Origin of the sequence: Flavobacterium tistrianum, from assembly GCF_003254545.1 — a bacterium.
Classification (GTDB): domain Bacteria; phylum Bacteroidota; class Bacteroidia; order Flavobacteriales; family Flavobacteriaceae; genus Flavobacterium; species Flavobacterium tistrianum.
Genome location: NZ_QJRH01000073.1, coordinates 55,099 through 81,189 on the forward strand (window position 1 = coordinate 55,099; position 26,091 = coordinate 81,189).

The following is a 26,091-nucleotide window of genomic DNA, read 5'->3' on the forward strand; positions in this document are numbered from 1 at the left end:
TGAAACTAAGTTCTCACTCTTTTCCTCCCAACAAACTATCTTGCCAATCTTTCAATTCCTTCCATTTTCCCTGATAAGCCATTAATGCTTGTCTAGCCCAAGTACTCGGATTATGCATAGCATAGTTTTCTCCGCCTGCATCCAAAATAGCTCGCAATTTTTCTGTGGAAGCTTGCGAAAGGTTTTGCCACGTTTTTATTCCTGCTTCGATAAATAAAGATTCTATTTTTGGACCAATTCCTTCGACTATTTTAAGGTCATTTTCCATTATTTTTTTTCCTAAAGCGTTTGAAGCTAATGTAGGCTCAAAAGGAATTATTTCAGGAACTACTGTTTTGCTTTTTGCAGCAAGTTCAGCTTCTAATTTTAAGATTCTTGCATTTAAATTTTTTGTATGCGCTTTGCAAACATCTAGATCGGCTTGAAGAGATGCTGAAAGTGAATTATCATTTTTAAAAGTTATTTTACCTAGTATGTAACCTAAAATCCCGCAGATTACACCTAGTGCTATTGGTATTACAACATAAGGTACATTCATGATCGTTCTATTTTAGAGTTTAAATTGTAGTAAGTCTTTTAGTTATACTAAAAAAATGTTTTAGATTGATAACTGTTTGATGAGGAATGGATTCTATCAAAATTACTTAAAATAATAATTGTAAGATGTTAATAATCAGTTATTTTGATGAAAATGATTTGTGATAAAAAGTAACAAATTAACATATTTTTCATTTTATGCAAGCTCAAAGGCTTGATTAAAATGAGTAACTTGCATAAAAAATAATCTAGAATTAAGATGGTTGAAATAGAAAGAAAGTTTCTTGTAAAATCTGACGTTTATAAGAATCAAGCTTTTACTCAGAATAAAATTGCTCAAGGCTATTTGAGTTCTGCTCCCGAACGTACAGTTAGGGTTAGGATTAAAGGGCATAAAGGCTTTATAACCATTAAAGGGATAAGCCATGGCGGCGGTATGTCTCGCTTTGAATGGGAAAATGAAATTCCGCTTGATGAAGCTCAAGAATTATTAAAATTATGCGAAAAAGGTAAAATTGAAAAAACGCGTTACGAAATACAATCTGGAGAGCATGTGTTTGAAGTTGATGAATTTTATGGTGAAAATGAAGGCTTAGTAATGGCTGAAATTGAACTAGATTCTGAGGATGAAGTTTTTGAAAAACCTGAATGGCTTGGAGAAGAAGTTACAAACGACGAAAGATATTACAATGCTTATTTAAGCAAAAATCCTTATAAAGACTGGCAAAAATAAAATGACAGAATCAATATATGACCTTATTATCGTAGGCGGCGGACCAATTGGTCTTGCTTGCGCAATAGAAGCTGAAAAGAAAAATTTAAAATATGTAATTATAGAAAAAGGGGCAATAGTGAATAGTATTTTCAACTATCCGCTATATATGACTTTTTTCTCAACCGCAGAAAGATTAGAAATTGGCGGAATTCCCTTTAATTGTCTGGCGCCAAAACCAGGGCGACAGGAAGCTTTAGAATATTATCGAAATATTCATCGTTACTTTAAATTCAATATCAATTTATTTGAAAAAGTAATTGATGTGCAGAAAAATCAAGAAAATTTCAAGATTACAACGAATAAGAATAATTATGAATCAAAGAATGTTATAATCGCAACCGGCTTTTATGACATTCCAATTGAAATTAATGTTTTGGGCGAAAATCTTCCAAAAGTTCGTCATTATTATAAAGAAGCACACGAATATGCTTTTAGAAAAGTTTTAGTCGTTGGAGCTAATAATTCTTCTGTAGATGCAGCGCTGGAATGCTGGAGAAAAGGAGCAGAGGTTACCATGGTTATTCGTAAAAATGAGATTAATAACCGTGTAAAATATTGGGTAAAACCTGATATTGAAAACCGAATTGCCGAAGGAAGCATTAAAGCCTATTTTGAATCTAACATTACTGAAATTCGTGAAGATGAAGTAGAAATTCAAACACCAAACGGAAAAGTTACAATAGAAAATGATTTTGTTTTGGCATTGACTGGCTACAAACCAGATTTGAATTTTCTAAAAAAAATCGGAATCGAGCTTTCAAATGATGAACTGAAAATTCCTGCTTACAACCCAGAAACGATGGAAACTAATGTAGAAGGATTATTTCTCGCTGGTGTTGTGTGCGGAGGAATGCAAACGCATAAATGGTTTATAGAAAACTCTAGAATCCATGCTAGCATGATTGTAGATTATATTACTACGAAATAAAAAGTTTGCCACAGATTAAAAGGATTTTTAGGATTAATCATTTAAATCTTTTTAATCTGTGGCAAAAAACTTTTAAGAACTGCAAGAAAGCATTGAACAGCCAACCTTAGTTCTAGCCCAATCTGGGCGTTTTGCGAACCATTTTTCAGATTCAGGCTGCTCGTCATAAGGTTTTTTCAGAAGCTGAAATAACTCGTCAACTAGAGAATAATCTTCTTTATCTGCGGCATCAATTGCCAATTGTGCCATATAATTTCGAAGGACGTATTTTGGATTAATTTGATTCATTTTTTCAGCACGTTCTTCATCCGAAAGCTCTTCTGCATTTAATCTTTTCAGATAAACCGCAAACCATTTTTGCCAAGCATCAAGAATGTTTTCTCTTATTTCTTCAGGAATATAAAATGCATATTCTATCTTTTCGAATGCTTGTTCTACAGAATCCTCTTTTTTAATCTTACTAAGATTTCTAAAAAAGATAGTCATATCCGTTTCTGATAACTGCAAAATTTCCTCCAAACCTTTAGTGATTTTATCATCAGCTTCACTTGAAGTAAATATTCCTAATTTACTTAAAAACATCACTTTGTAGTCTTTTTCAAAATCGGCTATAAATGAATCTAATATTTTTTCCAAAGGTGGAGCTTCATTAATTAACGGATAAAGTGCATTTGCCAGTTGAAATAAATTCCATTGCGCTACTTGTGGCTGATTTCCGAAACGATATCTTCTGTTTTGACTGTCGGTTGTATTTGGAGTCCAATCTGGATCATAATTTTCCAACCAACCATAAGGTCCGTAATCTATCGTAATTCCATGAATTGACATATTATCAGTATTCATTACGCCGTGAACAAATCCGACGCGTTGCCAATGCAAGATCATTTCACGTGTTGTATCAGCCACTTTTTGGAAGAACTGTAGATATTGTTCTTTTGGTTCTCCTTTAATTTCTGGAAAATAGTGCTTAATCGTAAAATCTACAAATTGTTTAAGGTTTTTAAGCTCGTTTCTAGCCGTAAGCATTTCGTAGCTTCCAAAACGAATAAAAGAAGGAGCCACACGGCAAACTACAGCACCTTTTTCATAAGCTGGATTTCCGTTATACAAAATATCCCTTAAAACTTGATCTCCTGAGAGAGCAAGTGAAAGCGATCGAGTAGTAGGAACACCCAAATAATGCATTGCTTCGGCACATAAATACTCTCTTATCGAAGAACGCAAAACAGCCAAACCATCAGCAGTTCTAGAGTATGGAGTTTTTCCTGCGCCTTTTAATTGAAGTGTATAAAATTGATTGTTGCTTTCAACTTCTGTTAAATTGATTGCTCGGCCATCACCTAATTGCCCAGCCCAATTTCCAAACTGATGCCCTGCATAACACATGGCATAAGGTTGCGTTTCTGGTAGAATTTCTTTTCCAGAAAAAACATTTAAAAATTCCTCTGATTGGATTTCGTCTTTAGAAATACCAACCAATTCGGCTACTTCCTCAGAAGCGTGAATCAATTTTGGATTAGATGGTTTTGTCGGATTTACATAAGAAAACAGTGTGTTCTTAACTTGACGAACTTCATTTGTCAAATCTGGATCTGCTGGTAATTCGGCAGTAAATCGATTATTTATTTTAAGATTTTTCATTTTGTGTCTTTCTTATTTTTGCCACAGATTAAAAGGATTATTTAGATTTCTTTTTTTTAAAATCACTTTAATCTGTGGCAAAAAACTTTTATCCAATCAATCGGTCAGCGTACATTTTTTTTAGTTTCTGAATTTTAGGATCAATTACCACTTGGCAATATCCCGCTTCTTGATTTTCATTGTAATAGTTTTGATGATAATCTTCGGCTTCGTAAAAAACTTCAAAAGGTTTTAATTGCGTTACAATCGGATCTGCATAAGCAGGTTGCACTTCTTCGAAGACTTTTTCTGCAATTTCTTTTTGCACGTCATCGTGATATAAAATTATCGAGCGGTACTGAGTTCCGCTATCGCCACCTTGACGATTTAAAGTTGTCGGATCATGACTTGTCATGAAAATAAAAATTAAGTCATGATATGAAATTATGTCAGGGTTGAAAGTCACCTGAATCACTTCGGCATGTCCTGTTCTTCCTGTACACACTTCACGATAAGCAGGATTCTTTATAAATCCGTCTGAATAACCCGATTTTATTGATTCTACACCTTTTAAACGCTGAATTACAGCTTCTATACACCAAAAACATCCGCCACCAAAGGTAGCTACAGATAAATTCCCCATAAATAATACTTTCTTTAAATTTAATGCCTATTAATTCGATAGGATATTATGATAATTTATTAAAAAAAAGTTCTTTTAACTAAAAATACTAAACGGTAATGTAGTGTTTGAAGTTTGCTATTGATAAATTCGCAATTTTATAAAAAAACTATATATATTTGCAGTCAAACACAAGGCACAACTAATGAATAGCAAAAATAGTACCATGACACTGGAAACTTATTTTCAGGAATTTAGAAAGAATATTGTCGGTATAAATCAAGAATTTACTTCGCCTTATGGCAGAAAATCAATAATTTACACAGATTGGACTGCCAGCGGAAGACTATATCGTCCGATTGAGGAAAAACTATTAAATCAGTTTGGGCCTTTTGTCGCTAATACACATACTGAAACTACTGTATCTGGTACTGCTATGACAAAAGCATACCATCATGCTAGACATATCATTAAGCGTCATGCCAATGCAAATAATGACGATGTTTTAATTACGGATGGAACCGGAATGACAGGAGTTATCAATAAGTTCCAGCGCATTTTAGGATTAAAAGTTCCTGAAAACCTAAAGAGTTTTACCAATGTTCCTGCAGATAAAAAACCTATTGTTTTTATTTCTCATATGGAACACCATTCTAACCAGACTTCATGGTTGGAAACTATTGCCGATGTTGAGATTATTCCGTCTTGCGAAAAAGGGCTTTTTAATTTAGAAAACCTTGAAGCTTTATTAGAAAAATATAAAGATAGAACCATAAAAATTGCTTCTATTACGGCTTGTTCGAATGTTACAGGTCTAAGAACTCCTTTTCACGAAGCTGCAAAATTAATGCATAAATATAATGGTGTATGTTTTGTTGATTTTGCTTGTTCGGGTCCTTATGTAGAAATTGATATGCACCCTGCAGATCCAGAAGCTTATTTGGACGCAGTTTTTATGTCTCCACATAAATTCCTTGGAGGTCCTGGAACTTCTGGTGTTTTAATTTTCAATAAGAAATTATATAACAACATGATTCCTGATTGTCCAGGCGGAGGAACAGTAAGCTGGACAAATCCGTGGGGAGAGCATAAATATATTGATAATATTGAAGATCGTGAAGATGGAGGAACTCCAGGTTTTCTTCAAGTTATCAAAACTGCGTTAGCAATTGAGCTAAAAGAGGAAATGGGAATTGAAAACATTATGGAGCGTGAACACGAAATTGTCGATTATGTTTTCTCTGAATTAGAACCGATTTCGAATATTAAGATTTTAGCTGGACAGCACAAAGAACGTCTTGGTGTGATTTCGTTTTTTATTGATGATCTTCATTTTAATTTAGGGGTTAAAATTTTAAACGATCGTTTTGGAATTCAGACCAGAGGAGGATGCAGTTGTGCAGGAACTTATGGTCATTATTTATTGCATGTTGATCAGGAAACTTCAAATAAATTGGTTAACGAAATTACAATTGGTGATTTAATCAAAAAACCAGGATGGATTAGAATGTCTATTCACCCAACAACAACTGATGAAGAAATTGCTTTTGTTTGTAAAAGCATTAAAGAATTAGCAGCCAATCACAAAGTTTGGGCTTTAGATTATTCTTATGATAAAAACCGCAATGAGTTTATTCATAAAGACGCCACTTCGTTTGAAGATGAATTGGTAGAAAGCTGGTTTAAATCTTAGATTTTCAAAAAAAAAACAATAAAGATTTTTTAGCCACAGATTATACTGATTAACGCAGATTTTTTTTTAATCCTTTTAATCTTTATAATCTGTGGCTAATTTTTTTAACGCAGGGAGCGCTAAGTTTTTTTTAAACTTTGTGGTTATCTATGTGGTTATAGAGGTCGCAAAGTTATAAACGCGACAGGTTTTTAAATTTTTAAAAGGAAATTAAATGTTTTGAAACTGTTTCAGAGCGGAAAGAGCTTGCGATTGTACTTTTTTCTGAAAGAAACCAGTCCAGCCTAATAAATAACCGGTAAGACCAAAGGCTTGTTTTGACCATTTCCAGACATCAAAATTATCGGTATGTTTGATAATTAAGCCATCTTGGAATATAAATTCTGCAGATATTTTATTAATGACTTTTCTGTTTGTTTTGCTAAAATTGTAAGTAGCTATCCAATTTGCAGAACCAGTAGAATCGTCTGCTTTTACATTTGAAAATTCAATTTTTAAATTGCCTTTACTTTTTAAAAGCAGCATTTCCCACATTTTAGAAACTTCTTCTTCTTTTAATAAACCAAAAGCTGGATCTATAAAATGAACTTTCGGATGATAGCATTCGCTCATTGTTTTGGCGTCAGCATTCGCGAAAGCGGTATAAAATTTTGTAATCAGGGCTTCATTTGAGTTCATAAAAAAATATTTATGTTAAATATAAGATTTATTATATTAAAAAATCACTACAAAACACTAATTTCTTTAGCTGTATCAAATGTTTTTTTACTCTTATCAAATGCTGTAGAGAAGTATTTTACTTTGCTGTACGCTGTAAAATGCCCAGTTAGATTTCCTGAAATATCTGGTCCGCCAGCTACAATGAATCTTATAGCATAAATATCTGTCTTTTTTAGCTTCAGCCATTCTGATGGTGTAAAATAATAATAAGCAGTTGTTTTGCCGTCTGCAGATTCTTTTACATTTTTGTCTGTGCAAGCAATTACATCGGCATTTGTTAAATCGACATAAACGCCTCCAACAATTTTAGCTTTATCACTTGCTGTAGAAATGGTTAATTTTAAAATACCGCCTTTGTCTGTTTTGGCTATCTGTACATTTATTTCACCAGAATAAGCATATTTTTCGCAGATGAAAGTATATTCTTGAGTTGCGGGATAAGGTGCAGAACCTTTTACACTCATAGTTTGCTGTGCAGAAGCAAATGTTGAAACAAATAATAAAAGAAGAAGCGGTAGTTTAAAATTCATAAGTATATAATTTATTGATCGGCTAATTTGGCATCAAATTTTTCATCCCAATCCATAGATTTTATGGCAGAAATGAGATTGTCTTCATTTACAAAGATGCGCAGTTCTTTATTGGCAACTTTCTTTGTGTACAAAGCATGATAGCGATAAATGACTTCATGTTTGGTTTTGTAAACTCCATCTAATTTTAAATCTATAAAACTTCCATAGTATTGTCTAAATCTTTGGCAGGTTTTGGTTAAACGCTCTTCTGTTGTGTTTTCCATAACCGTTTTAGTTACTTCAGTTTCATTAAAAGGTTTAAATTTTGAAGTATTACAAGTTTCTAAAACTCTCTTTCCTAAATCATACGCTTTACGCTGCTGATTTGCATTTACATCTGCTCCAGAAACTTTTTTAATTTTCAAATCTTCTGTATCTCTGCTAACGGTTTTAGATTTACATCCGATTAATAACAACAAACATATAATCAATCCTGCTTTCTTCATAACTATTTAAGTAATTTTTAATAATAAGTTAGGGTCGGGACAATTTTCGATATAGAAGTTTAGGTCTTTTGTGTTGCAGACTCCAGGATAGTCTCCCCAATAATCTCCAATGTTGTGGATAATCTGAAAATGGACATGAGGTGCATAATCGCCATTTACAGAGGCTTTTCCTAAGGTTGCAATTTTTTCTCCTTTCTTAAAATTGTCTCCGACATTTAAATTCTCTATACTTTCTAACGATAAATGCCCGTATAAAGTATAAAACTTCTCATTTTCTACTTCATGTTCCAATATAATAGTAGGACCGTAGTCGCCTAAACCAATATTATTTTTAAAACTATGAACTGTTCCGTCAAGTGCAGCCAGTACATCAGTTCCAGCTTCTGCCCACAAATCTAATCCGATGTGAATATTGCGTTCAGGTTTTGAGGCATCTAAGAAAATGGGACTTCTTTGATATAAAAATCTGCCTTCTATATAACCGCCAAATGCAACTTTGGCGTTGTTTTCTTTTAAGAAATTTGAAATATACTTTTCAAAATCTTCCGAAGTATCTAATTTCTGATTTACCAATTCTTGATTCGAAACCGATAGGTTTAACGGCGTATATTCAGAAAGATTAATTGAGGCATCAATAACTTTAGTAGGTGGTAAGGCGTTTAAGATTGAGGAAAGGGGTTTCATAAATTAAGCTACTTTATTTATTATTATTAATTCGTTATGTACTTCAATGCGGGGCAACATCTTTGTTTTAAACATTTTCGGATTCACTTCTGCAACATATTTTCTGTTTCGGACATTGTGAGCTTCATCTAATATCATGGTGTTGAATAAAACAAAACCATTGTCTTTTAAAATAGTGCAGACTCTATCGACAAAAAACTTTTCAAACAAAAAATTTGGCATATGTGTATCTTCAAAAATGTCTATAATAATGAGATCGTATTTGTCTTTCGTTTTCAGCACAAATTCAAAAGCATCATCAATAACAACTTCTAACTGTTTAATTTGATTAAGGTTGAAATACTCATTGGCAATTTGAATCATATCGGGATCTATTTCAACTCCAGTAATTTTTTCTTTGTAGGCAATCTCGTCTACTAATGTTTTAACTACGCTTCCGCCGGCAACTCCCAATAGCAGAATATGTTCCATTTCTAAGATTTTATCGTAACCAATATTTCGTAGTCCATACCTTAATATGCGCTGCAGACTTCCGTATGAATAATTTGTGTTTTCAGTATCCAATACTAATTCGCCATTTGCCCATGTAACTTCTATCATTTTGCTTCTGGCTGATTTTTTCTTAAATATTTTTATTGGAATTATATAACTGAAAAATTTTCGAATCATTTTTTATGCTTTTACTCAAATTTACCATTAAATCTTTTATTTTGCACCAAATATTAAATCTTTCATGAAAAAACTATTATACAAATTCATCTTTTATAGGCTAATGGGCTGGAAGATAGTAGGAATGGAGAATGCTGAAGTAAAAAAATGTGTATTAGTAGTAATGCCACACACCAGTAATCATGACTTTTATATAGGTCTTTTGACTCGTGGCATATCTGGTTTGCAGATGAATTTTGTAGCAAAGAAGGAGTTATTTCGATTTCCCTTTGGCTTTTACTTCAGAAATGTGGGCGGAGAACCGCTAGACCGTACTGGAGGATTGAATAAAGTGGATGCAATTGCTTCTATTTTTGATAGAAAAGAAATCTTTCGTTTGGCTGTTGCTCCAGAAGGAACCAGAAAAAAAGTAAACGAAATAAAAACTGGATTTTACTTTATTGCGCTTAAAGCGAAAGTGCCAATTATTCCTGTAGCTTTTGATTGGGGCAAAAAAGAAGTGAATATCGGTAAACCAATTTATCCGACTGGAAATTACGAAGCCGATTATGAAATTTTGAAAAAACATTATGACGGCGTTGAAGGCAAAATTCCTGAAAATGGCATAAAATTGTAATTTCTGAGAATTTTTCCAAACGCGTGAGAATCGCGTATTTGAAAATTTTCTGGACAAAGAGTCAAATACTCGCTAATTTTTACATTATGGAGAATAGGCCTTAAAAGTACCATTTTTATAGAACAAGACGATTTTTTCAATTTCGTCATCTTCCAAATTGAAATTTTCATTTTTTACAACAGGAGATTTTTTAATTTCTCTTTTTTCTTCTTCCGAATTTATTTCTATAGCCGAAAATAAATCATTCCCTATATTCTGATTTGATAGAATAGGAGAAGAGTTTTTTTGAATTTCAGGCACTTCTTCATTATTGCTTTTTGGAAAAGTTCCTCTTCCTATTAAAATCCAATATAAATCTATATCTGGAAAAACTTCTAGAATTTTCATTACAAAATCTAAACTTGGCTTATTTCTGCCTGATAAAAGATGGGACATGCTAGAACGTTGCACACCAATTTTATCGGCAAAAGCAGAGGCATTTAAACCATAATATTCTAATACAGATTCAAGTCTTTTTACAAAATCATCTATGTTTACCATTGTAAATTCCTGCTTTAAATTCTATCATTTACAAATGTAAACAAAAAGAAACAGTATTTGAATATTATTGTTGTAATTTTAAGCAGAGTTCATTTTTATGTTAAATTTAAAATTTAAATAGATAAATATAATTAACTGAAATATATTAATTTAGATAATTATATTTAATTTAAAAAGCTCAATTAAAACAACTTATATATAGTTATCCCAAATCCTCCTCAAAACTGTTTACAATTCTAAATTATTAATATTTCCTACAGTTTACAATTGTAAAAATAAAGATGTTTACTTTTGTAAACTAATCGAAACACAATGAATTTAGAACAGCTTTTTATACAGTACAAGGAACAGTCAATCTCTGGTAGATATCTCACTTTAGACCATATTAAACCAATTTTAGATAAATTAAATACAAATGCTCAAGTACAGATTATTGGAACATCTGTTCTAGACGAACCTATATATAGTTATCAAATTGGAACTGGAAAAATACGCGCTTATCTATGGTCGCAAATGCACGGAAACGAAAGCACAACAACAAAAGCTTTATTTGATTTCATCAATTTGCTGAATGACGATACCGATTTTGCAAAACAAATGCTAGATACCTTCACATTTTACTGCATTCCGATGCTTAATCCTGATGGAGCAAGACTGTATACTAGAGCAAACGCAAACGAAATTGATCTAAATCGTGATTCGCAAGATTTGAGCCAAACTGAAAGTAAAGTTTTACGCGAAGTATTTGAGAAGTTTAAACCTGATTTTTGCTTTAACCTGCACGATCAGCGTACCATATTCGGGGCAGGAACAACAGGAAAACCTGCAACGGTATCTTTTTTAGCTCCTTCTTATAACGAGGAAAGAGAAGTAAACGAAAACAGATTAAAAGCCATAAATATCATTGCAGGAATCAATGAAGAGCTTCAAAAATACATTCCTGGACAAGTTGGGCGTTTTGATGACTCCTTCAATATTAATTGTATAGGAGACACTTTTCAGTTTTTAGGCGTTCCAACTATCTTATTTGAGGCAGGACACTTTCCAGAGGATTACGAGCGAGAGATTACGAGGAAATTCATATTTTTCGCGTTAATTCAGAGCTTCAAACTAATATCCGAAAACGATTTAGTTGACAATAGATTTTCCGAATATTTGAATATTTCACAAAATAATGTGGTTTTTTATGATTTTATGTATAAAAATGTCAAAATAAATTATGATGGTATCGAAATTATTACGAATTTTGTCGCACAATACAAAGAGGAATTAATCGAAAATAAGATTCATTTTAACGCTTACATAGTTGAAGTAGGCGAGTTGGAAAATTATTTTGGTCATTACGAATACGACGCAAAATGTGCAGAATATTCGGACGATTTCCAAAACTTTCCTAAAACGGGTCAAAAAGCAAATTTTTATTTAAATAAAAATGTTAAATTTGTTAACGGATTAATAAAAAGTTAATTTTTATGTGAATTTGTTGTTTTTTATATATAATTTTATACTTTGTAATAGCAATTAGTAATATTAATTAAACAATTATGAGTAAATTTCGTTTAGATGAAGTAGATCACCAGATTTTAGATATGTTAATAGACAATACGAGAGTTCCGTTTACTGACATTGCAAAAAAACTATTGATATCTGCTGGTACAGTACACGTTAGAGTTAAAAAGATGGAAGATGCCGGTATCATCATGGGATCTTCATTAGCCTTAGATTACGATAAATTAGGTTATTCATTTATTGCTTATGTAGGGGTTTTTCTTAATAATACATCTCAAACTAAATTTGTATTAGAGAGAATCAATCAAATTCCATTCGTAACTGTAGCTTCTGTAACTACAGGAAAATTCAACATCTTTTGCAAAATTAGAGCAAAAGACACTAAGCACGCAAAAGAAGTTATCTTTATGATTGACGATATTGATGGTGTTTACAGAACAGAAACAATGATTTCATTAGAGGAAAGTATAAACGATAAGAAGCGTTTGATGCATACTATTTTCAAAAATATGTAAGAACTTTTCTTGAATGCTATATTAAAATATAACCTCAAGTTTATTCTTGGGGTTTTTTTATGACTAATTAACCAACCAACTATAACACGATTATGTATACGTTGCCAAAAATTGAGCGTTTTAATCAAGACGTTCTCTCAAAATACCACATTTATAATAGTGTTTTTATAACATTACCCTTTGATTCTATAGATAATACAGGGGTTTTACTTCCTTTATTTACAGAAACTTGCGAAACAGGCTTTAAAAAACAAGAAACACCAAAAGAAATTGTAGATTTCTTCTCAAATAAATTCTTAAACAACGCTTCTGAAGAAGAAAAAATCGATCTTATGTTTCGATTTATTCAATATATAGAGCGCCAGATTGTACTGTTTGATGCTATTGAAGACGCAGCTTTTCCAGAAGTAAACAACATGGAAGGACGCGGATCTCTTCGTGATATCAAAGAAAAATCTGATGCTAAAGAAAAAGATGAAGAATTAAGTGAATTTTTAGAAAGTTTTAATGTTCGTACCGTTTTAACAGCGCATCCAACGCAGTTTTATCCTGGTCCTGTATTAGGAATTATAAATGATTTGACAGAAGCAATTCGTCAAAATGATTTGTTGAAAATTAAACAATTACTGGCTCAGCTTGGAAAAACACCTTTCATTCAGAAGGAAAAACCAAATCCTTACGATGAAGCTGTAAGTTTAATTTGGTACCTTGAAAATGTATTTTATGCTACAGCAGGAGAAATTGTACATTACCTGCAAAAGAATATTTTGGAAGGAAACCCAATTCACAACCAGTTGATTAAACTTGGTTTCTGGCCAGGAGGTGATCGTGACGGAAATCCTTTTGTTACTACAGACATTACTCTTAAAGTTGCTGATCGTTTACGTACGTCAATTTTAAAGTGCTATTATGTAGAAATGAGAAATTTAAAACGAAAGCTAACTTTTTCAGGAGTAGATGATTTAGTAGCTGAACTTGAACATAAACTTTACCGTTCTGTGTTTTATTCTAAAGGAGATATTTTTATCACATTAGATGAATTATTAACGCAGTTATACAAAATTCGAGCTATAATTATTGAGAAACATCAATCTTTATATTTGGACGAATTAGATGCGCTTTTGGTAAAAGTTAATTTATTCGGATTCCATTTTGCAACTTTAGATATTCGTCAGAATAGTAAAATTCACAATGCAGTTTTCAAAGATGTTGTAAATTATTATTTGAATTCTGGTTCAGATATTTTCCCGAAAAATTACTACGAATTGACAGAAGATCAAAAAATTGATGTTTTATCAAAAGTTAAAGGAAATCTGAATCCAAGTGATTTTGAAAATGAAATTACGAGATATACTTTAGAATCTGTACAAGCCATTAAAATGATTCAGCAAAATAATGGCGAAGAAGGAGCAAACCGTTACATCATAAGTAACAACGAAAGTGCTTTGAACGTTATGGAAACTTTTGCCATGATTCGTTTGAATAATTGGGAAAAGCCAACTGTAGATATCATTCCCCTTTTTGAGTCTGTAGACGATTTACAAAATGCACATACTATTATGGAGCAATTGTACACGAATCCAGAATATGCTAAACATTTGAAATCTAGAGGAAACAAGCAGACTATCATGCTTGGATTCTCTGACGGAACTAAAGATGGTGGATATTTAATGGCTAACTGGAGTATCTATCAAGCTAAAATTTCGTTGACTAAAATTTCTAGAGAATACGGAATTAAGGCGATTTTCTTTGACGGACGTGGCGGACCTCCAGCGCGTGGTGGCGGAAAAACACATAAATTTTATGCATCTCTTGGACCAAAAATTGAAAACAACGAAATTCAGATAACGGTTCAAGGTCAGACAATTAGCTCTAATTTTGGAACTTTAGATTCTTGCCGTTATAATATTGAAAATTTATTGAGTGCTGGTGTTACAAACCAAGTATTTAGTAAAGAGAAAAACGAATTGACTGCAGAAGAAACTCAAATCTTGACTGATTTGGCCAATTTGGGTTATGATAAATATTTAAGCTTCAAAAATCATCCGAAGTTTATTCCGTACTTAGAAAAAATGAGTACGCTGAAATATTACTCAAAAACTAACATTGGAAGCCGTCCTTCTAAAAGAAGCAAATCCGAATCATTAGATTTTGCAGATTTAAGAGCGATTCCGTTTGTAGGTTCATGGAGCCAGTTAAAACAAAACGTTCCCGGATTCTTTGGAGTAGGTTCGGCATTGAGACATTTTGAAGAAACTGGACAATGGGACAAAGTAAGTGATTTGTATCATAATTCATTATTTTTCAAAACATTGCTAGAAAACAGTATGATGTCATTGGCAAAATCATTCTTGCCATTAACAGCTTATATGAAAAATGATCCTGAGTTTGGTGAATTCTGGCAGATTATCTATGATGAATTCTCAGAAACAAAACGCCTTTTATTGAAAATTGCCGGGCATAAAACATTGATGGAAAATTATCCTGATGGTATTGCATCAATTCAGATTAGAGAGCGCATTGTTTTACCGTTGTTGACTATTCAGCAATATGCATTATTGAGAATTAATGAGTTAAACAAAGCGGAAAAGCCAAACGAAGAATTGGTAAAAGTTTATGAGAAAATCGTAACAAGATCATTATTTGGAAATACTAACGCAAGTAGAAACTCAGCTTAAAATATAAAAATGAGAGCAACAGAATTATTAGACAATGAATATTCAGGTCATTTTGGAACTTATATCAAAGCGGCAGGCGATGGGATTTTAATTGAAGAATTAGAAATTTCTCTTCACGAGTTTATCCGATTTGTGCAAAATATTCCAATGGATAAATTTGATTATCGTTATGCAGAAGGAAAATGGACGATCAAAGACATTATTCAGCATGTCATTGATACAGAACGAATTTTTGCTTATCGCGCTTTACGTTTTTCAAGAAATGATAAAACGCCTTTGCCAAGTTTTGAAGAAAATGATTATGCAGATAATACTGATTCAAACAAGAGAAGCATTCAAGATTTGCTAACCGAATTTTCGGCTGTAAGACATTCAACTTTATTGTTTTACAAAAGCTTATCTGAAGAACAGCTAAAGCGAATTGGAACTGCATCTAATAATCCTATTTCTGTTCGCGCTTTAGGTTTTGTCATGATCGGACATCAAAAACACCATCAGAAAGTTTTTGAAGAGAGATATTTATAGATCTATCTTAGGATAAAAAAGCATCTCAAATTGAGATGCTTTTTTATTTTAGAACGACTTTAATAGGATTGATATAAATTTCTTATTCTTTTTCCAACACAAACACTGTATAGCAACATATTAAATAATTTTAATTTTTTTTAAATTTAAATACAATATTTCTTACAAAAATACGTTTGTAAGTTTATGATTAACAATTAAAACTTAAAAAAATGAAAAAGTTATTATTTTTCGCTTCAATGCTTTTAATAGTGTCATGTAGTGAAGACAAAGTTGAAACAAGTGGAAATCAGGGAGCCCTAGAAAAGAAAATGTATTTATGTACGACAAAGGAATTTGATACTATCGTGTCAAATCCAACTGGGCGTGTTTCTTTAAAAGGATCTTATTGGAAAACAGGACAAACCATTCGTGTTAAATTCCTTAATGGTGACACTAGCCAACGAAATTATGTAATATGGTTTGCGTCACAATGGGCTTGTTATGCAAACTTAAAATTTATTTTTGTAGATGACAACCAAACGGGAGATATAAAAGTTAGGTTTAACGCAAACAGTAGTTCTTCACCGTCAGTTATTGGAACGCAAGCATTACAAATACCCCAAAATAATCCTTCATTGCAAATCGGATATTATTCTAATACAACAGTTCAAGAATATGGAAGAGCAATAATGCATGAATTTGGCCATGCTCTTGGTTTATTACATGAACATCAAAATCCATTATCACCAATTCAATGGAATGCATCAGCACTTTATGCAGAATATACAAAATCTGGATGGACAAAAGCAGATGTAGATAGTAATATTATAAATAAACTTTCAACCACTCAAGTTGATTATAGCAATTTTGATATTAATTCAATTATGTTGTATCCAATTTCAGCAAGTTTAACATTGAATAATTATAGTACGCCTTGGAATACAGAGATTTCATTTGATGATAAAGTAGGAATAACAAGATTATATCCTTTCCCAGCAGTGTCAACTGCTGTCACATCAATGCAGACAGCATCGTGGTTATATGGTAATTTGGAGGTTTATTCTCTTAATAGAAGATATAAATTAGTCATGATGAGTGATGGAAATTTAGTTATCTGGGACATTTTAAATGGTGGAGCTAAAGCAATTTGGGTTAGTGGAACTAACGTAAGATGCGCAGGATCAAGATTGGTCTGGCGAGGCGATGGAGATTTGGTTATGTATGATTTAAAAAATAGAGCAGTTTGGCATACAAATACGTTAAATAATGTTGGAGGTACTTTACTGTTGGATAATGATGGAATCTTAAAAGTTTATTCTGCAAATCGTGCACTTTTATGGGATTCTGCGTCAGGCAAATCCTTTCCTATATATTATTAAAAAAGAGAAAACCATGTCTATATCAAGACATGGTTTTTTTTCGTTCTATAAACGCCAATCCAAATCGAATTTTATCATACGATATTTTTTCTTCAAAATAATCAAAATAAGGTTTTAGAGCGTTGGGATTTTCTAATTCTATCTGGGCCTTTTTAATTCTTTCAATTTCTTCTTCAGAAACGAATTGGCTTAAATCTAAATTATATCCATCAACATATAATTTTGCTAAATGTGAAATTACTGTCGTCTGACTGATATTTCTTCTTTCTGCAATTTCTTCAACAGAAATACCGTTTTCATATAATTCTAAAGTTTTTTTATAAGTACTGTCTTTTTTCTCTTTTTTGACAACTGACTTGTTTCTTTGAAATTCAATAATTGCATTTATAAATTCAGATCCATATTTTTCTAGTTTTACTTTTCCAACTCCTTCAACAGCAAGAAATTCATCTTCATTCATAGGTCGCATAATCTCCATTTGTCTTAATGCCGCATCACTGAAAATAACGTATGCTGGAACTTCTTCTTCCTTTGCAATTTCATAACGTAATTTTCGCAATGTTTCAAAAAGAGAATTTTTAGCCACTTTAGTTTTTTCTTGTGTGATTTCATTTTTGTCAATTACTTTTTTGACAACAGTCGTAAGCTTTACTTTTTCACCTTCAAATAAAACTTTCTTTGCAAAAGGAGTGAGAAGGATTTTATTATGCTGGTGAAAAGCAATTTCACAATATCCTAAATTAATTAGCTGAATAAGATATTGATTCCAGTCGTACCAAGAAACATCAGCGCCAATTCCATACGTTTTTAGCTCTTGATAATTTTTTTCGTAGATATATGCATTTTTTGAGCCTCTTAAAAAATCGACAATTACAGCCAAAGGTTCTGATTCTTGTAAACGTGTAATTGCTGATAATGCTTTTTGCGCGAGAATCGTACCATCGAAAAAAGTTGGCGGATTTTTACAAATATCGCAGTTTCCGCAATTCTCAGTAACCAATTCGCCAAAATAAGATAAAAGTATTTTTCTTCGGCAACTTACAGCATCAGCGTATTGTTTCATACGATCTAATTTTGCAAGCTGAATGTCAGAGTTCAATCCTTCAGATGCAAATTTTTGCAATTGAATGACATCAGCATAACTTTCAAACAAAACGGTTTCGGCAGGAAGACCGTCACGTCCGGCGCGCCCAATTTCCTGGTAATAGCCTTCAATATTTTTTGGAAGATTATAATGAATAACCCAACGCACATTCGATTTGTCAATTCCCATTCCAAAAGCAATGGTGGCGCAAACTACTTGGCAGTCATCATTTATAAATTGATCCTGAGTTTTAGCACGAGTTTCGTTGTCCAAACCAGCATGATACGCTTTAGCCGAAATACCGTTCTTTTTTAATTTCTCAGCAAGTTCTTCTGTTGTTTTACGGCTCAAACAATAAATTATTCCTGATTCATTGGGTTTATTTTCAATAAAATCTATTATTTGTTTCACACGATCTAAAGCAGGACGAACTTCTAAACTTAAATTTTTACGATCAAAAGAAGCAATGAATGTTTTGGGATTCTTTAGATTCAATTGCTTAGATATGTCAGTACGTGTTGCTTTATCTGCTGTAGCTGTCAAAGCTAAGATTGGAGTAGAAGGGAAGCGGCTTTTTAAATATCCTAAATTGGTATAAGCAGGTCTAAAGTCATGCCCCCAAGATGAAATACAGTGCGCTTCGTCTATTGCGATCAAACTAATATTCAGCTCGTTAAAAGCCATGTCTAAATAAGAAAGACTTTCGGGAGCGATATAAACTAATTTAAAATGATTTGACTTTAAATTATCTATATAGTATTGCTGTTCTTGTGATGATTGAGAACTATTAATGTAACAAGCAGATATTCCATTGGTTTTTAAACTGTCAACCTGATCTTTCATTAAAGCAATCAACGGCGATATTACAACTGTAATTCCGGGTAAAATTAATGCCGGAAGCTGGAAGCATATAGATTTTCCTCCACCCGTTGGCATAATAGCCAATGTATCTTGTCCAGATAGGATAGTATTAATTATGGTTTCCTGATTGGGTCTGAATTTTTCAAAACCAAAATTTTCTTTTAGTTTAGTATGTAAAATTTCTGAAGTCATAGGCATATATTTTTCTTTACAAGTTTAAATGTAAAAATAATCTTATAAAAGCAAAAATATAATTTAATTAAGCATTGCTTTGTTACAAAAAAAGGAACTCAAGTTGAGTTCCTTTTTATTTATTGAAAAGAAAATGAATTAATCTTCATCATCTTCGTCTTCTTCGTCATAATCAGTATCTGCTTTGTCATCGTCATCATCATCGTCATCATCGCCACCATCAGTATCTGGTTTGTCAACGTTGTCATCTTCATCATCATCGTCACTAATATCATCATCAAGATCCATACCTTTAACTGGTGCAATTGCATCTACATCAACATCTAAATCGTCATCTTCATCATAGTTTTCAATTCTGTCAGCAAGTTTAGTACTAATTTTTACCAAGTAAATTGTATCTTCAGTACGAACTTCTACAGCTTCAACCAATTCGTTTTTAGCATTTCTAAAACGGATTACATCCGAATCATCATAACCATCAGGAAATTTTTCAACCAAAAGGTTTAAAATTTCATTGGTAAGTTTGGCGTAGTCTACTATAACTCTTTTCATAAATTATCTTATAAATCTAATAAGTATGCAAAAATTAACGGAGCAACAATTGTAGCATCCGATTCAATAATAAATTTAGGGGTTTTGATGTCTAATTTACCCCAAGTGATTTTTTCATTTGGAACTGCCCCAGAATAAGAACCATAACTAGTTGTTGAATCTGAGATTTGGCAGAAATAGCTCCAAAATGGAACATCGTGCATTTCCATATCTTGATATAGCATAGGAACTACACAGATAGGGAAGTCACCCGCGATACCACCACCGATTTGGAAGAATCCAATTCCGTTTGAACTGTTTTTAGAATACCAATCCGCAAGGAAAGTCATGTATTCAATTCCAGATTTCATGGTAGATGCTTTTAAATCTCCTTTAATTACGTATGAAGCAAAGATGTTACCCATTGTACTATCTTCCCATCCAGGAACGATAATTGGTAAATTTTTCTCTGCAGCTGCATACATCCAGCTATCTTTTAGATCAATCTCGTAATATTCTTCTAAAACGCCAGACAACAACATTTTGTACATAAATTCGTGTGGGAAGTAACGCTCACCTTTGTCGTCAGCATCTTTCCAAATTTTGTAAATGTGTTTTTGTAAACGACGGAAAGCTTCATGTTCAGGAATACAAGTGTCAGTAACACGGTTTAATCCTTTTTCTAATAAAGCCCATTCGTCTTCTGGTGTCAAATCACGGTAGTTAGGAACTCTCTCGTAGTGAGAATGAGCTACTAAATTCATGATATCTTCTTCTAAGTTTGCTCCAGTACATGAAATAATATGTACTTTGTTTTGTCTGATTACTTCGGCAAAAATTTTACCAATTTCTGCTGTACTCATTGCGCCAGCCATACTTACCAGCATCTTTGCGCCATCAGCTAATTGCTGTTCGTATGCTTTTGCAGCATCTACTAATGAAGCAGAATTAAAATGCAAATAATGTTTTTCAATAAACTGACTGATTGGTCCTTTCATTTTTTTGTTTTTTTTTTTGAATTAAAAAGTCTAACCTTTTTGGATGTTAATGCAAATTAAGAATTTTTTAAGAAAAATTATAACTTAATCTGCCGTTTTTTTACACCTTTTTTTTGTAGCCCAAAATCTTTAGTACATCGTCTGAAGTCTGCTGTTCTGAGAACACTTCGGTTGCTAGAATTCCATTTTCATCACGATCAATTAAGATGTGTTTTGGCTGCGGAATCAAACAGTGGTGTAGACCACCGTATCCTCCAATTGTTTCTTGATAAGCGCCAGTATTAAAGAATCCGATATATAAAGGCTTCTCTTTATTATATTTAGGCAAATAAATGGCGTTCATGTTTTGTTCAGAATTGTAATAGTCGTCACTATCACAAGTAAGACCTCCTAGCAGAACCCGCTCGTAAGTATCATTCCAGCGGTTGATAGCCAGCATGATAAAACGTTTATTTATAGCCCAAGTATCTGGTAAAGTGGTAATGAAAGATGAATCGATCATATTCCATTTCTCTCTATCATTTTGTTGTTTTTGATACAAAATCTGATAGATTGCACCACCGCTTTCGCCTACTGTAAACGAACCAAATTCCGTAAAAATATTTGGAACATCAACTTCAGCTTCATCACAAGCAATTTTAATTTGATTGATGATTTCATCAATCATATATTGATAATCATATTCAAAAGCAAGCGAGTTTTTAATAGGGAAACCACCGCCTATGTTTAGTCCGTCTAGTGTAGGACATTCTTTTTTAAGAGCAATGTATACTTTGATACATTTTACAAGCTCATTCCAGTAGTATGATGTATCGTTAATTCCAGTATTAATGAAAAAGTGAAGCATTTTCAGCTCTAACTTATCATTCTCTTGGATTTGTTTTTTATAGAACGAAACTATGTTTTTATAACCAATACCTAATCTAGAAGTATAAAACTCAAATTTAGGTTCTTCTTCAGCAGCAATACGAATTCCGATTTTGAATTTTCCTTTAATTTCTGCCTGAAGCAAATCTAACTCTTCGTAATTATCAATAATCGGAATAGTATTTTTATGTCCGTTGTTGATTAATCTACCAATGTTAGTAATGTACTCGTCTCTTTTAAAACCATTACAAATTACATAAGTGCTTTTGTTGATTTTTCCATTTTCCAATAAATTCTCAACAATATTAACATCAAAAGCAGATGAAGTCTCGATGTGAATGTTATTCTTGAAAGCTTCATTCATAATATATTCAAAATGAGAGCTTTTCGTGCAATAACAATAGTAATATTTTGCGTCGTATTTATTCTTTTCCATCGATTTTCTGAACCAAGCTTTTGCTTTATTGATGTTTTCAGAAATCTGAGGAAGATAAGTAAACTTTAATGGCGTACCGTATTGCTCAACCAATTTCATCAAATCGATATTATGAAACAATAGGTTGTCTTTGTTTAGTTTAAATTCCTCTTGCGGAAAGTAGTATGTTTGGTTTATTAGATCAGAATATTTTGTATTCATTTATTTGTCAAAGTTTAGAGATTGTAATTATAATTTAATTTTAGGTTTTTGGGGACTTAATCTTAAATTCAAACTCTAATATTGGCAAATATAATAGGCAGTTTTTCATGCTCTGCTTTTGTACATTGGAACACATCAAAACAGAAAGGGCTTTTACTATTATAGAAACGGTCCAGCATTCTTAATAAAGAACTGTTGAGTCTGTTTCTGTAAGAGCTGAAGTGCCTTTGCTGATTGTTTGTTTTCATGGCGCAAATGTAAAAAATAATATATACCAAATGCAATGCTTTTGATTAAAAAAAGTTTAAGATTTATAATCCTCAAACGCTTCTAGAATCAATTTATTTTCAACGGATTGGTTAATTTTTATTTTTCCGATTCCTTCAATTAATGCAAATTGAATTAAACCGTATTCATTTTTTTTGTCGTGAATTAACAATTCTAAGATCGGATCAATGTCTTTTTCTTCAAAAATTACATCGTCATAGATATCTTTTATCACAGCTTTTATTTCACGATATTCTTCTGCTGAAATCAATCCTTTTTGAAGAGAAATATAACTTTCTAGAATCATTCCAACAGCAATAGCTTCTCCATGCAGTAAAGTAGTTTTTTCTTCGCTTTCTAAGAAGTAACCTTCAATAGCGTGTCCTAAAGTATGTCCAAAATTTAGAGCCTTACGAATGTTTTTCTCAGTTGGATCCTGAATAACGATTTCATTTTTAATTTCAACAGAACGATAAATCAATTGATCTAATTCGTCAAAAACAATCGATTTCAAATCTGAAAACTGCCTCCAATATGGAGCATCATATATTAAACCATGTTTTAGCATTTCTGCCAAACCAGAACGCATTTCACTTTGCGGTAAAGTTTCTAAATACTGTGTATCGACTAACACCATTTGCGGAACATTGATAACTCCGATTTGGTTTTTAAGGTTTCCTAAATCAACTCCTGTTTTTCCTCCAACAGAAGCATCAACCATAGATAATAGAGTAGTAGGAATATTGATAAAATCTACACCTCTTTTAAACGTAGAAGCAACAAAACCTCCTAAATCGGTTACAACACCTCCTCCTAAATTAATAATAAGCGATTTTCTATCAGCCCCAAGTTCTGTCAAGATATTCCAGATCTCAATACAAGTCTCAATGTTTTTATTCGCTTCCCCGGCTTCAAACTCTATGATTTCGATTGCCAAATCAGTCTCTAAAAGCGGAATAAATTTAGACAAACAATGCTCATTGGTCTGATCATCAACAATAATAAATATATTAGAATATTTACTTTCTCTTAAATGTTTATTTAAAGCTTCGTAAGCATTCTCATTAAAATGTACGAGATAATTATTGGCTTGAATAGATTGCATAATTGTGTAGTTAATTTAAACAACAAAATAAGCAATTTTATAGCACATAATATTCAAACTTTGAGGCTAATTTGTTTTAAAAAGAATCTTTCTATTTAAAATCTTCATTAAAAGTAAAATTGAAAAATTCTATTTTTGACAAGTCTCTTCAATTAATTGTTGCGGAAAATCATACTTTTTGTCTTTTGCGATTTTTAGATATTTACAAGCGCTCTTATTGTCGTTTACCTTTAAATAGGAAATAGCCAAAAAGAATTCTGTTTTTCCACCATTGAGACCTGGGTATTTCAATGCTTTCAATAAGTAAGGTATGGCTTTTTCTGGCTGAGCTCTCTTTAAATAGAAAAAACCAATATTTTGTGAGGCATAAATATTTTCGTTGTCAATTTTTAAGGCTTTTCGATAAGAATCTATTGCCTGATCAAATTTGGATTCGTTTTCGAAATTTTGACCTTCTGTTATATAGGTTGCAACTAAATCATCTTTATTTTGATGCAAAATATTGATTCTCTCATTTTTTAAAATGCTATCTTTTGGAAATAGTTTTAACCCCTTGTCAATAAATTTACTTAAATTTTTATGGTTGTACCCTGAGTTTTTAAGCCCTTCATATGCAACAAGCCATGTTTCAGGCATAGGTCTGTAGAGCGAAAACAACTTATGTTCTTTGAGTATTTCTGCAGTATCCTTTTTACGGATAGCAAAATTAATTGCGACATTGTATATTTCGTAATTCCTTGGGCGCAAATAAAAAGCTTGTTTTGAGTAAATATATGCACTGTCAATATTTCCTTTGTTTTTAGAAATTACATATTTATAAAATTCTATACGTCCGCTATATGGGTTGATTTTGCTAGCTTTAGAAAAACATTTTAAAGCTTTGTCATAATTTTTTTCACGTGTATAATATATTCCTGCGTATTCATAAAATGATTCCGAACTGCTAAAAACGTTAGGATACGCCTTTATATTATCGACTACTTCATTACCGGTTAGAATACCTTTGTCTTTCATATTAATGTCATCTCTGACAATTAGATATTCTAGATGCGATGCTTTGTATATTATAAACGAAGAGTAACTTGTAATTAATGTAATAACTATTAAAAGAATAAATATTACTTTAAATGAGGCATTGTGTGAAGGCATAACTTTATTAGCCACATTGATTAGGCTAAGAGCAACTAATAAGCTAAAGAATATCGACATTGTTGGCCTATACATAGGAAAATTGAAGAAAGCATCTATTCCATATACAATAAGCAGCATTAAAGTTAATAACGCGATCATTTTTCTTTCCTTATGTTGCGATTTAATTATCTTTTTTAAATTAATGATTAAAAGAGATATAAAAAGAGAAAGGTAAATCAGTCCATTTAATACTCCCGTTTCGGCCAATATTTCAAGAAAATCATTATGGGCATGTAATGATACATTTGAATCATTAGCAGTTGTTTTTTCATATGGAATAGATTCAATTTGATAGTTACCTAAGCCAATTCCCAAAAGCGGTGACTTTTTACTCATTTCAAAAACATTACCCCAAAATATTAGCCTCGCTTTAGAAGATGCATCTTCTGCATTAATTCTTTGCACTCGATTTTCTAATGAAACATATCTTTCTTTATCTTTTGATTTTTCAAAAATGGAGTTCGAAAATACCACTGCAATTAGCAACGGAATGATTAATAACGAAGCTTTAAAAAAAGTTGATTTTTCAAAAGAGTGTTCTTTAAAAAGATATGTTATAAATGCAGTATAAATAAAAAATAAATTAATCAGAGGTGTTCTTGCTCCTGTTAAAAATATAACAGTCGTTACAGAAAATAGAGTAACAATTAAAAGCCATTTTGTATACTTAGAAAAATGAATTATGCCAATTAATATAAAGGGAACTTTAATAGTTAGACTAGCAGCTAATATATTGATGTTGCCAGTGTTACCTTTCATATTTGTTAACAGATCTATAATAGAAGCATGCTTAGGCATAATTAAAAAATGACAAAGTTGTTGCCATGACTGTACCAAGGCAGCAATGCTTACAATAAAAGTTATTTTATAAAGGAGATTTAATTTGTTTCTAAGTAAAATAGAAAGATTTATAAATAAGCAAAACACTATTATGATTTGCGTCAATTTTGTATAAACAAGTGATGTGTTTCTTGCAGTAAGAAAGGATAATGCACAGAAGAAAATAAAAGTTAAATATAGCTTAAAAACATAACTGCACTTAAATAGAGGAAATATGTCTGGAGAAATTAATCTAGAATTGAAAAAAAAATATATTGCCATCACCAAATTCAAAAGGGATAAATAGAGAAATTGAGGATTGATTATCTCGTGGCTTTCAAAATATGGAAAAAAATCTATGATTAAGATTAAGGATATAAAGGAAAATACAATAAAATTTGGTATTGATAGCTTTCCTTTCGTTTCATTTAATATATTCTCAATTGTGTAATTCATCTTTCATTTATTTTTTTGCAAATATAACAAAAATAAGTAAAATCCTACTTTACGGACATGTCTTTGAAGATTT

At 32.0% G+C, this 26,091-nt stretch carries 24 protein-coding genes; 9 read left to right on the top strand and 15 right to left on the bottom strand.

The window, feature by feature from the left end:
• Positions 1–13: 13 nt before the first annotated feature.
• Positions 14–538, bottom strand: a complete 525-nt coding sequence (locus DMB71_RS19235; protein WP_111369041.1) for a hypothetical protein — start codon at positions 536–538, stop codon at positions 14–16.
• A gap of 258 nt (positions 539–796) precedes the next feature.
• Between DMB71_RS19235 and DMB71_RS19240 the strand changes: the two genes are divergently transcribed.
• Both DMB71_RS19240 and DMB71_RS19245 read left to right on the top strand, forming a co-directional pair.
• Positions 797–1,270 (top strand): CYTH domain-containing protein, encoded by a 474-nt coding sequence (locus DMB71_RS19240; protein WP_111369043.1) that lies wholly within the window; start codon positions 797–799, stop codon positions 1,268–1,270.
• Position 1,271: 1 nt separating this feature from the next.
• A complete protein-coding gene (locus DMB71_RS19245; protein WP_111369045.1) occupies positions 1,272–2,240 on the top strand; it encodes a YpdA family putative bacillithiol disulfide reductase in 969 nt (322 codons plus the stop codon).
• 72 nt (positions 2,241–2,312) lie between these two features.
• On the opposite strand, the gene DMB71_RS19250 is transcribed toward DMB71_RS19245, so the two are convergent.
• Positions 2,313–3,881 carry a protein adenylyltransferase SelO gene (locus DMB71_RS19250; RefSeq protein WP_111369046.1) on the bottom strand — a complete coding sequence of 523 codons (1,569 nt, stop codon included), beginning with the start codon at positions 3,879–3,881 and terminating at the stop codon, positions 2,313–2,315.
• Positions 3,882–3,969: 88 nt separating this feature from the next.
• Positions 3,970–4,503 (bottom strand): peptide-methionine (S)-S-oxide reductase MsrA, encoded by a 534-nt coding sequence (msrA, locus tag DMB71_RS19255; RefSeq protein ID WP_111369048.1) that lies wholly within the window; start codon positions 4,501–4,503, stop codon positions 3,970–3,972.
• Positions 4,504–4,687: 184 nt separating this feature from the next.
• On the opposite strand from msrA, the gene DMB71_RS19260 reads away from it, so the two are divergent.
• Entirely contained in the window at positions 4,688–6,175 is a 1,488-nt protein-coding gene (locus DMB71_RS19260; protein ID WP_111369049.1) for an aminotransferase class V-fold PLP-dependent enzyme, read from the top strand.
• Between the two features lie 210 nt (positions 6,176–6,385).
• Here the strand turns inward: DMB71_RS19260 and DMB71_RS19265 are convergent, their stop codons facing one another.
• Genes DMB71_RS19265 through DMB71_RS19285 form a run of 5 tightly spaced genes read right to left on the bottom strand, consistent with a single transcriptional unit; the run spans position 6,386 to position 9,266 of the window.
• Positions 6,386–6,853 (bottom strand): nuclear transport factor 2 family protein, encoded by a 468-nt coding sequence (locus tag DMB71_RS19265; RefSeq protein ID WP_111369051.1) that lies wholly within the window; start codon positions 6,851–6,853, stop codon positions 6,386–6,388.
• Positions 6,854–6,900: 47 nt separating this feature from the next.
• The gene (locus DMB71_RS19270) at positions 6,901–7,425 is read right to left on the bottom strand and encodes a hypothetical protein (protein WP_111369053.1); all 525 of its coding nucleotides are present in this window, start codon (positions 7,423–7,425) and stop codon (positions 6,901–6,903) included.
• Positions 7,426–7,436: 11 nt separating this feature from the next.
• Entirely contained in the window at positions 7,437–7,913 is a 477-nt protein-coding gene (locus tag DMB71_RS19275; protein ID WP_111369054.1) for a hypothetical protein, read from the bottom strand.
• 6 nt (positions 7,914–7,919) lie between these two features.
• Positions 7,920–8,597, bottom strand: coding sequence for a peptidoglycan DD-metalloendopeptidase family protein (locus tag DMB71_RS19280; protein ID WP_111369056.1), 678 nt, complete (start codon positions 8,595–8,597; stop codon positions 7,920–7,922).
• Between the two features lie 3 nt (positions 8,598–8,600).
• The gene (locus DMB71_RS19285; protein WP_111369057.1) at positions 8,601–9,266 is read right to left on the bottom strand and encodes a spermidine synthase; all 666 of its coding nucleotides are present in this window, start codon (positions 9,264–9,266) and stop codon (positions 8,601–8,603) included.
• 64 nt (positions 9,267–9,330) lie between these two features.
• On the opposite strand from DMB71_RS19285, the gene DMB71_RS19290 reads away from it, so the two are divergent.
• Positions 9,331–9,882, top strand: coding sequence for a 1-acyl-sn-glycerol-3-phosphate acyltransferase (locus tag DMB71_RS19290; RefSeq protein WP_111369059.1), 552 nt, complete (start codon positions 9,331–9,333; stop codon positions 9,880–9,882).
• 84 nt (positions 9,883–9,966) lie between these two features.
• Here the strand turns inward: DMB71_RS19290 and DMB71_RS19295 are convergent, their stop codons facing one another.
• Entirely contained in the window at positions 9,967–10,422 is a 456-nt protein-coding gene (locus tag DMB71_RS19295; RefSeq protein WP_111369061.1) for a helix-turn-helix domain-containing protein, read from the bottom strand.
• Between the two features lie 312 nt (positions 10,423–10,734).
• Here DMB71_RS19295 and DMB71_RS19300 point away from each other — a divergent pair, with 312 nt between their 5' ends.
• The 5 genes from DMB71_RS19300 to DMB71_RS19320 all read left to right on the top strand — a co-directional run bounded on the left by DMB71_RS19300 (position 10,735) and on the right by DMB71_RS19320 (position 17,010).
• On the top strand, positions 10,735–11,889 hold the full coding sequence (locus tag DMB71_RS19300) for a M14 family metallopeptidase (RefSeq protein ID WP_111369062.1): 1,155 nt from the start codon (positions 10,735–10,737) through the stop codon (positions 11,887–11,889).
• Positions 11,890–11,966: 77 nt separating this feature from the next.
• Positions 11,967–12,446, top strand: a complete 480-nt coding sequence (locus DMB71_RS19305) for an Lrp/AsnC family transcriptional regulator (protein WP_008468989.1) — start codon at positions 11,967–11,969, stop codon at positions 12,444–12,446.
• Positions 12,447–12,538: 92 nt separating this feature from the next.
• Positions 12,539–15,124: a phosphoenolpyruvate carboxylase gene (locus DMB71_RS19310; protein WP_111369064.1), complete on the top strand. Its 2,586-nt coding sequence runs from the start codon at positions 12,539–12,541 to the stop codon at positions 15,122–15,124.
• Positions 15,125–15,133: 9 nt separating this feature from the next.
• Complete coding sequence (locus DMB71_RS19315; RefSeq protein ID WP_111369065.1) at positions 15,134–15,649, top strand: DinB family protein; 516 nt, start codon at positions 15,134–15,136, stop codon at positions 15,647–15,649.
• 239 nt (positions 15,650–15,888) lie between these two features.
• Positions 15,889–17,010 (top strand): hypothetical protein, encoded by a 1,122-nt coding sequence (locus tag DMB71_RS19320; protein WP_162614851.1) that lies wholly within the window; start codon positions 15,889–15,891, stop codon positions 17,008–17,010.
• A gap of 22 nt (positions 17,011–17,032) precedes the next feature.
• On the opposite strand, the gene recQ is transcribed toward DMB71_RS19320, so the two are convergent.
• The 6 genes from recQ to DMB71_RS19350 form a co-directional block, all read right to left on the bottom strand.
• Positions 17,033–19,147, bottom strand: a complete 2,115-nt coding sequence (gene recQ / locus DMB71_RS19325; RefSeq protein ID WP_111369068.1) for a DNA helicase RecQ — start codon at positions 19,145–19,147, stop codon at positions 17,033–17,035.
• Positions 19,148–19,285: 138 nt separating this feature from the next.
• Entirely contained in the window at positions 19,286–19,699 is a 414-nt protein-coding gene (locus DMB71_RS22015; RefSeq protein WP_162614852.1) for a DNA primase, read from the bottom strand.
• Between the two features lie 8 nt (positions 19,700–19,707).
• Entirely contained in the window at positions 19,708–20,676 is a 969-nt protein-coding gene (locus DMB71_RS19335) for a deoxyhypusine synthase family protein (RefSeq protein WP_111369070.1), read from the bottom strand.
• A gap of 100 nt (positions 20,677–20,776) precedes the next feature.
• A complete protein-coding gene (locus DMB71_RS19340; protein WP_111369071.1) occupies positions 20,777–22,180 on the bottom strand; it encodes a type III PLP-dependent enzyme domain-containing protein in 1,404 nt (467 codons plus the stop codon).
• Positions 22,181–22,484: 304 nt separating this feature from the next.
• The gene (aroB, locus tag DMB71_RS19345; RefSeq protein WP_111369073.1) at positions 22,485–23,552 is read right to left on the bottom strand and encodes a 3-dehydroquinate synthase; all 1,068 of its coding nucleotides are present in this window, start codon (positions 23,550–23,552) and stop codon (positions 22,485–22,487) included.
• Positions 23,553–23,681: 129 nt separating this feature from the next.
• Positions 23,682–26,018, bottom strand: coding sequence for an O-antigen ligase family protein (locus DMB71_RS19350; protein ID WP_111369074.1), 2,337 nt, complete (start codon positions 26,016–26,018; stop codon positions 23,682–23,684).
• Positions 26,019–26,091: the final 73 nt, after the last annotated feature.

Excerpts from the sequence above, each read along its gene's own strand:
- DMB71_RS19235 (WP_111369041.1), bottom strand. The coding sequence starts at position 538 with ATGAATGTACCTTATGTTGTAATACCAATAGCACTAGGTGTAATCTGC.
- DMB71_RS19240 (WP_111369043.1), top strand. The coding sequence starts at position 797 with ATGGTTGAAATAGAAAGAAAGTTTCTTGTAAAATCTGACGTTTATAAG.
- DMB71_RS19245 (WP_111369045.1), top strand. The coding sequence starts at position 1,272 with ATGACAGAATCAATATATGACCTTATTATCGTAGGCGGCGGACCAATT.
- DMB71_RS19250 (WP_111369046.1), bottom strand. The coding sequence starts at position 3,881 with ATGAAAAATCTTAAAATAAATAATCGATTTACTGCCGAATTACCAGCA.
- msrA (WP_111369048.1), bottom strand. The coding sequence starts at position 4,503 with ATGGGGAATTTATCTGTAGCTACCTTTGGTGGCGGATGTTTTTGGTGT.
- DMB71_RS19260 (WP_111369049.1), top strand. The coding sequence starts at position 4,688 with ATGAATAGCAAAAATAGTACCATGACACTGGAAACTTATTTTCAGGAA.
- DMB71_RS19265 (WP_111369051.1), bottom strand. The coding sequence starts at position 6,853 with ATGAACTCAAATGAAGCCCTGATTACAAAATTTTATACCGCTTTCGCG.
- DMB71_RS19270 (WP_111369053.1), bottom strand. The coding sequence starts at position 7,425 with ATGAATTTTAAACTACCGCTTCTTCTTTTATTATTTGTTTCAACATTT.
- DMB71_RS19275 (WP_111369054.1), bottom strand. The coding sequence starts at position 7,913 with ATGAAGAAAGCAGGATTGATTATATGTTTGTTGTTATTAATCGGATGT.
- DMB71_RS19280 (WP_111369056.1), bottom strand. The coding sequence starts at position 8,597 with ATGAAACCCCTTTCCTCAATCTTAAACGCCTTACCACCTACTAAAGTT.
- DMB71_RS19285 (WP_111369057.1), bottom strand. The coding sequence starts at position 9,266 with ATGATTCGAAAATTTTTCAGTTATATAATTCCAATAAAAATATTTAAG.
- DMB71_RS19290 (WP_111369059.1), top strand. The coding sequence starts at position 9,331 with ATGAAAAAACTATTATACAAATTCATCTTTTATAGGCTAATGGGCTGG.
- DMB71_RS19295 (WP_111369061.1), bottom strand. The coding sequence starts at position 10,422 with ATGGTAAACATAGATGATTTTGTAAAAAGACTTGAATCTGTATTAGAA.
- DMB71_RS19300 (WP_111369062.1), top strand. The coding sequence starts at position 10,735 with ATGAATTTAGAACAGCTTTTTATACAGTACAAGGAACAGTCAATCTCT.
- DMB71_RS19305 (WP_008468989.1), top strand. The coding sequence starts at position 11,967 with ATGAGTAAATTTCGTTTAGATGAAGTAGATCACCAGATTTTAGATATG.
- DMB71_RS19310 (WP_111369064.1), top strand. The coding sequence starts at position 12,539 with ATGTATACGTTGCCAAAAATTGAGCGTTTTAATCAAGACGTTCTCTCA.
- DMB71_RS19315 (WP_111369065.1), top strand. The coding sequence starts at position 15,134 with ATGAGAGCAACAGAATTATTAGACAATGAATATTCAGGTCATTTTGGA.
- DMB71_RS19320 (WP_162614851.1), top strand. The coding sequence starts at position 15,889 with ATGCTTTTAATAGTGTCATGTAGTGAAGACAAAGTTGAAACAAGTGGA.
- recQ (WP_111369068.1), bottom strand. The coding sequence starts at position 19,147 with ATGACTTCAGAAATTTTACATACTAAACTAAAAGAAAATTTTGGTTTT.
- DMB71_RS22015 (WP_162614852.1), bottom strand. The coding sequence starts at position 19,699 with ATGAAAAGAGTTATAGTAGACTACGCCAAACTTACCAATGAAATTTTA.
- DMB71_RS19335 (WP_111369070.1), bottom strand. The coding sequence starts at position 20,676 with ATGAAAGGACCAATCAGTCAGTTTATTGAAAAACATTATTTGCATTTT.
- DMB71_RS19340 (WP_111369071.1), bottom strand. The coding sequence starts at position 22,180 with ATGAATACAAAATATTCTGATCTAATAAACCAAACATACTACTTTCCG.
- aroB (WP_111369073.1), bottom strand. The coding sequence starts at position 23,552 with ATGCAATCTATTCAAGCCAATAATTATCTCGTACATTTTAATGAGAAT.
- DMB71_RS19350 (WP_111369074.1), bottom strand. The coding sequence starts at position 26,018 with ATGAATTACACAATTGAGAATATATTAAATGAAACGAAAGGAAAGCTA.